At 50.9% G+C, this 593-nt stretch carries 2 protein-coding genes; both read right to left on the bottom strand.

Annotation, left to right across the window (positions count from 1 at the left end; all coding sequences use genetic code 11):
- Positions 1-284, bottom strand: a 284-nt coding sequence (locus tag WH37_RS33185) for an RHS repeat domain-containing protein (protein ID WP_046234953.1), incomplete at its 3' end; no start/stop codon positions are given.
- Positions 285-344: 60 nt separating this feature from the next.
- Positions 345-593, bottom strand: a 249-nt coding sequence (locus tag WH37_RS36155; protein WP_046234952.1) for a hypothetical protein, incomplete at its 5' end; no start/stop codon positions are given.

The raw sequence follows: 593 nt of genomic DNA, 5'->3' as shown, positions 1-593 counted from the left end.
TCCTCGGTTTCAGCCACCGCTTTTTCAACCAGTTGCCCCCGATTGTCATAGCGATATCGCGTGTGGTTGCCATTGCGATCTGTCAGCTCTGCCGTTTGCAGCGCCAGATCGTAACGGTAGGACATCGCTTGATTGGATGGGTTAATGACCTGCGTAACCAGACCAAATGCACCATAACGATAGCGAGTGACTTTCCCTCTGCCGTCTGTCATATCTAGCTGGTTGCCTAGTAAATCGTAACCATAGGTCACGCTGACGCCAAGCGGATCGGTTACGCTCAGCAAACGTCCCGCTTGATCATAGGCATACGTATGGGTAACCCCAAGCGCATTCGTGTCGGAGATTCAATCTCCTGCTGCATTGTATTGATACTTATTCATTTTATTTTGCAGCGCGGCTTCTGGCTCTGCCTGGGCAATCCGGCGATTCGCCAAGTCATAGCTATACACGGTTCCGTAGCGCTGCGCATCCGTCGCTGCCGATGCATAGCCTTTGGCATCGATGACTTTAATCAGATTATCTGCTGCATCATAAACGTTTCGTGTCACAATGATGTTGTACGGGTCCTTGACCGTCACCAGACGGTTCAGCTT

The sequence above is a fragment of the Paenibacillus algorifonticola genome (assembly GCF_000971975.1).
GTDB lineage: Bacteria > Bacillota > Bacilli > Paenibacillales > Paenibacillaceae > Pristimantibacillus > Pristimantibacillus algorifonticola.
This window is presented reverse-complemented; position numbering and strand designations above follow the sequence as displayed.